This is a genomic window from Streptomyces sp. NPDC056948 (genome assembly GCF_042674225.1).
GTDB lineage: Bacteria > Actinomycetota > Actinomycetes > Streptomycetales > Streptomycetaceae > Streptomyces > Streptomyces purpurascens.
The window spans coordinates 1-5,332 of sequence record NZ_JBHUQX010000536.1; the positions used below are offsets into that span (position 1 = coordinate 1).

5 protein-coding genes are annotated in these 5,332 nt (G+C 72.7%); 2 read left to right on the top strand and 3 right to left on the bottom strand.

Translation table 11 applies throughout. The features are described 5' to 3' along the window. Window positions 1-3: 3 nt before the first annotated feature. Entirely contained in the window at window positions 4-1,269 is a 1,266-nt protein-coding gene (locus ACFTZL_RS40415; protein WP_382594207.1) for an MBL fold metallo-hydrolase, read from the bottom strand. Window positions 1,270-1,407: 138 nt separating this feature from the next. On the opposite strand from ACFTZL_RS40415, the gene ACFTZL_RS40420 reads away from it, so the two are divergent. Beyond that, window positions 1,408-2,586 carry a Glu/Leu/Phe/Val dehydrogenase dimerization domain-containing protein gene (locus ACFTZL_RS40420; protein ID WP_382594210.1) on the top strand — a complete coding sequence of 393 codons (1,179 nt, stop codon included), beginning with the start codon at window positions 1,408-1,410 and terminating at the stop codon, window positions 2,584-2,586. Between the two features lie 86 nt (window positions 2,587-2,672). Next, window positions 2,673-3,281 carry a TetR/AcrR family transcriptional regulator gene (locus ACFTZL_RS40425; RefSeq protein ID WP_382594213.1) on the top strand — a complete coding sequence of 203 codons (609 nt, stop codon included), beginning with the start codon at window positions 2,673-2,675 and terminating at the stop codon, window positions 3,279-3,281. Window positions 3,282-3,557: 276 nt separating this feature from the next. On the opposite strand, the gene ACFTZL_RS40430 is transcribed toward ACFTZL_RS40425, so the two are convergent. Next, on the bottom strand, window positions 3,558-4,343 hold the full coding sequence (locus tag ACFTZL_RS40430) for an SGNH/GDSL hydrolase family protein (RefSeq protein WP_382594219.1): 786 nt from the start codon (window positions 4,341-4,343) through the stop codon (window positions 3,558-3,560). Between the two features lie 145 nt (window positions 4,344-4,488). Continuing rightward, window positions 4,489-5,205, bottom strand: coding sequence for a DUF6250 domain-containing protein (locus ACFTZL_RS40435; protein ID WP_382594216.1), 717 nt, complete (start codon window positions 5,203-5,205; stop codon window positions 4,489-4,491). Window positions 5,206-5,332: the final 127 nt, after the last annotated feature.

Genomic DNA, 5,332 nt, shown 5'->3' on the forward strand with positions numbered 1-5,332 from the left:
CCGTCAGCCCGCCGGGAGCGTTTCGGGGTCCTCGGTGCCCTTGGCCGACCCACCCCGGCCGTCACTCACCGTATCGGCCTGGGCCACGGCTGCCGCGTCCGGCGCGGTCTTGATCGTGGCGTCGGCGAGGGCCTCCCCGGCCGGAAATCCACCCGCCGGGGCGAGCGCGACCCCACGCCACCACGGCTCGGACGGCACGCTGGCGGCCGTGGGCTCGAAGGGCTCGCCGGGGCGGGGCAGGGCGACCCCGGCGCCCACCGCGCGGCCGGCCGCGACCGTCCCCTCGCCGGGGTCCGCCCACGGGTGTGTCGCCAGGTTGAAGGTGGCCCAGTGGATCGGCAGCATCGGGCCGTGCTCCGGGCCGCCCTGGAGGTCGAGGTGGGCGCGCATGCCCTCCTCGGGAGTCATGTGGATGTCCGGCCAGAAGTCGGAGTACGCGCCGATCTGGATCATCGTGGCGTCGAACGGTCCGTGCTCGGCGCCGATCTCCTTGAAGCCGTCGAAGTAGCCGGTGTCGCCGCTGTGGTAGATCCGGTGCTCCTCCCCGGCGACGACCCAGGAGGCCCACAGGGTGTGCTGGGTGTTGCGCAGACCCCGGCCGCAGAAGTGCCGGGCCGGGGTGGCGGTCAGGGCGAGGCCGCCGATCTTCGTGGTCTCGTGCCAGTCCAGTTCGCGCAGCCGGTCGGCGGAAACTCCCCAGTGCTCCAGGTGCGCGCCGACGCCTAGGGGCACGGCGAACTGCGTGTCCGTGCCGGCCAGGGCCTTGACGGTGGGCATGTCCAGGTGGTCGTAGTGGTCGTGCGAGATGACCACCACGTCGACCGGGCCGAGCGCGGCCAGCGGCAGGGGCACCGGGTGCAGCCGCTTGGGCCCGGCGAAGGGGAACGGGGAGCAGCGCTCACCCCACACCGGGTCGAACAGGACCCGCCGGCCGTCGATCTCCGCGAGCACGCTGGAGTGCCCCATCCAGGTCAGCCGCAGCCCTGTGGCCGGGGGCCGGGCGATGTCGGCGAGGGTGGTGGAGTGCACCGGCACCGTGCCCTTCGGGCTACGGCGGGGCCGGGTCTCCTTGTCGAAGAAGACCTTCGCGAAGTCCAGGGTGGAGCCCGAGGGCCGGGTCCGCGCGGGGCCGCCGGGGTTCTGGAACACCCCGTCCTTGAAGTGGGGTGATCTGCGGATGCGCGCCATGCGCTCACCGCGCGGATCCGCGCCGAACACCCCGGGCCGCAGCGTGCGGAGCCCGGTGCTCAGGGGACGGAAACCGGCCACGGTACCTCCAGGTGGAGTCGGTCAGGCTTTCCATTATGGTCGGCCCCTCCGACAACACCGGGGCACAGGGGTCCCTCCGAGGGTGATACTGACCGATGATTCAGTAATCCCTTCAGCAACCCCGGCGAAGGAGCCCGTATGGCCAGCCCTCTGCTGTCCCTCACCTGGACCGACCACCTCACCGGTCACCAGGGCTTTCTGGTCGTCGACCGGCTGGTGCGCGGTGTGGCGAGCGGCGGTCTGCGGATGCGCGCGGGCTGCACTCTGGAGGAGGTCACCGGCCTGGCCCGCGGGATGACCATGAAGGAGGCCCTGCACTACGACCCCGAGAGCCGCTACGTCCCGCTCGGCGGCGCGAAGGGCGGCATCGACTGCGACCCCCGGGACCCGGAGGCGTACCCCCTGCTCGTCCGCTACCTGCGCGCGATGCGGCCGTACATCGAGAGCTGCTGGACGACGGGCGAGGACCTCGGGCTCACCCAGGACCTGGTGGACCGGGCCGCAGCCGAGGCGGGGCTGGTCTCCTCCATACAGGCCGTGTATCCGCTGCTGGACGACGAGGCCGAGGCGCGGCGGCGGCTCGGGGAGGCGTTCGCGGTCGAGGTGGACGGCCTCGGTCTCGACGAGCTGGCCGGCGGCTGCGGTGTGGCCGAGGCGGCCCTCACGGCCCTGGACCGGGCCGGGGTGCCGTACGCGGGGACGCGGGTCGCCCTCCAGGGACTGGGCACGATGGGCGGGGCCACCGCCCGCTTCCTCACGCGCGCGGGGCTCACGGTCGTAGCCGTCGCCGATCTCAAGGGCACGATCGCCAACCCGGCGGGCCTGGACGTCGAGGCGCTGCTCGCCGCGCGGGACACCCACGGCACCGTGGACCGCTCCGCGCTGCGGCCCGGCGACCGCGACCTGCCCGGCGACGCGTGGCTGTCGGCCGCCACGGACGTCCTGGTCCCCGCGGCCGTCTCGTACGCGATCGACTCCGGGAACCAGGAGCGGATCACCGCGCGCTGGGTCGTCGAGGCGGCCAACATGCCCGTACGACCGGAGGCGGAGCTGCTGCTGGCCGCGCGCGGGGTGACGGTGCTGCCGGACGTGGTGGTCAACTCCGGGACGAACGCCTGGTGGTGGTGGACGCTCTTCGGGGACATCGGCGCCGACGCGGAGGAAGCGTTCGCCCACACCCGCGGCTCGATGCGGGCCCTGGTCGAGCGGATGCTGACCCGCGCGCAGGCCGACGGGACGACGCCGCGAGCAGCCGCCCACGCGATCGCGGCGGACCGGCTGCCGGTGATCGCGGAGCGCTTCGGCTGGTACCGGTGACGGACGGCGAACCGGCCACGCGACCCCTGCCGGAGCGGCCGAATCCACACGTCAAGAGGGTGCACGCGCGTGTGTAGGGTGACGGCGTGACGAGAGTCCGGTTGAGCGTGGCGGAACGGCGCGGTGATCTGCTGCGGGCCGCCGTCGAGCAGATCGAGGCCCGGGGCGTGACGGCGGTCAGAATCGCGGACGTCGCCTCGGTGCTCGGTGTGAGCAACGCGCTGGTCCTCTATCACTTCTCGACGAAGGAACAGCTCGTGGCCGCCGCGTTCCGGCACGCGGCGGAGGGCGACCTCGCGCATCTGAGCAAGCTGCTGGGCCGCCGTACGTCGGCGCTGCGCCGGCTGCGGTCGGCCGTACGGTGGTACGCCCCGACGGGCCAGGCCAAGGGCTGGCGGCTGTGGATCGAGGGCTGGGCGGCGGCACTGCGCGAGCCCGCGCTGCGGGAGGTCGCCCAGGACCTCGACCGGCAGTGGAAGGCGGCCATCGCCGAGGTCATCGCGGAGGGCGTGGCGGCCGGCGAGTTCCACTGCCCCGACCCGCACGGCACGGCCCTGCGCCTCACCGCCCTGCTCGACGGGCTCGCCGTCCAGCTCACGTCCTACGAGGGCGCGGTGCCGCGGGCGCGGGCGCAGGAGTGGGTGGAGGACGCGCTGTCCCGCGAACTGGGCTTGGAAGCAGCACCCGTGCCATGAGCCACCCGGCGTCGGTGCTGGGGCCGGGTGGATCCGCAGCCCGGCGGAACGGGGCGCCGCTGAGGCGGATGGCGTGAGCCACGACGCGCCCGCACCCACCGGATCACAGAAGGGGACGTGTCGGGGGGTGTCCGCCCGCAGCGGTTGGCGCGTCAACGGACAGTCAGTCGGCGTGAGACCCCATCGCGCCGTTCCGAGGACGGACACCCCCCGGCGCGTCCCCGACCCACCACCCGGCGTAGGGCGCAGACGCGCACCCCCACCGAAACCGCACCCTCACGCCACCGAACCGATCCGCATCCTGATGTCCTCCGGCGACAGCGCCCCCTTGGCCGTCACATGGTCCCCCGACGACTCCCCGCGCAACCGGCGCCCGATCCACGGCACCAGGAACTCGCGCGCCCAGTGGACGTCGTCCCGCCGGATGTCGAGGGTGCCGCGGGGCGGCAGCGGAGGCCACTCCTGCTCGGGGTCGGCCGGCACCTCGAGGCCGAGCACCTGCCCCGCCCGGAGCGCCACGCGCGTGTGCCCGTCGGGCGACAGGTGCAGCCGGTCGGCGTCCCAGGCCCGGCGGTCCTGGACACTGCGCAGGGACCACAGGTCGAGCACCGGGCAGCCGTACCGGTCGGCGACGGCCCGGACATGCCCGTTGTACGTGGCGATCTTGCCGCGCAGATGCTTGAGCACGGGCATGCGACGGGTGTCGAACCCGGTCGTCACCATCACCGTGCCGGCCACCGCGGCCAGTCGGGCGATGGCCTGTTCGAACCGCTCGGCCACCTCGTCCGGGTCGGTGCCGGGCCGGATGATGTCGTTGCCCCCGGCGCAGAACGAGACGAGGTCCGGGGCCATGTCGACGGCCCGCGGGAGCTGGTTCGCCACGATCTGGTCGAGGAGTTTTCCGCGTACGGCGAGGTTGGTGTACTGGAAGTCGCCTTCGGGCCTGCGGTCGGCGAGCAGGACGGCGAACCGGTCGGCCCAGCCGACGAACGCCCCGTCGGGGCCGGGATCGCCGACGCCCTCGGTGAAGCTGTCCCCCACCGACACGTACGACCCGATCACTGCTCTGCTGTCACTCTTCGAATCGTCTGCCACAGCCGCTCATGATTCACCCTTGAATGTGACCTACGCGACCGTAGGAAGGGGTTGACGAGCGGTGAGATAAGCCACTCCCAAAGTGTTCGCCAACTCCGGAATAGGCCGCCCGTCACGGACGTTGCGGGTTCAGTCGCCAGACCCGGAAGCCCGTGATCCGGAAGTGGCTCCACACGGTCCGGAAGGCGAAGTGCCCGCTCGTGTACGGCTGCGGGTCGGTGTAGTCGAAGACGAGCCGCCCGTTGTTCCACCAGCGCACCGTCGACCCGTCGGAGACGATCCGGACCCGGTTCGGCTCGCCCGGGACCAGCAGCGGCTCGGTGTAGTCGTGGATCAGAGGACGCACACCGGCCTGGCCCACGTAACGCCGCAGCCGGGTCGTGGTGTTGTAGTTGGCGCCGTACCCGGCGTAGTACGTCGTCAGGTGGTCGTACTCCTCCAGCGCCCCGCCGCGCGGCGTCGCGAAGAGGTCGTCCGGGGAGCGGACGTCGGTCGCGTTCCAGAAGTTGTTGAGGTCCGAGACCCGGTCGTTGCCCCCGCCCTCGGAGACGGGCGTGGCGGTGTACTCGAGGACGTAGGGCCCTTCGAGGCGCCGCCTGAACCAGACGGTCGCCCCGCTCGGCACATCGATGTCCAGGACGCCGCGGGAGGCGGTGACGGTGCCGCCGTCCTGGAGTTCGGTCGCCCACTGGGCGAGGCCGTGGCGGAAGTCGTCGTGGGCGATGAGGCGGCGGTGCCGGGGCGCGGCGTTCGCGCTCCCCGTCGGGGCGAGGGCCGCCAGCGCGGCTCCGGCCGCCAGGGCTCCGAACGTTCTGCGGGTGGTCGGCACGGGACACAGCTCCTTCAGAAAGCGCTTGCACTCACGACGGGATCACTGTGTCCCAACTGCCGCCCCCTGTCGATCCCTTGAGGCGATCGACGGCCGCACACACCGAAGGCCGGACCCGGGGATCGGG

Bases quoted from the DNA above. Each gene is read 5' to 3' on its own strand.
- ACFTZL_RS40420 (WP_382594210.1), top strand. From the start codon at position 1,408: ATGGCCAGCCCTCTGCTGTCCCTCACCTGGACCGACCACCTCACCGGT.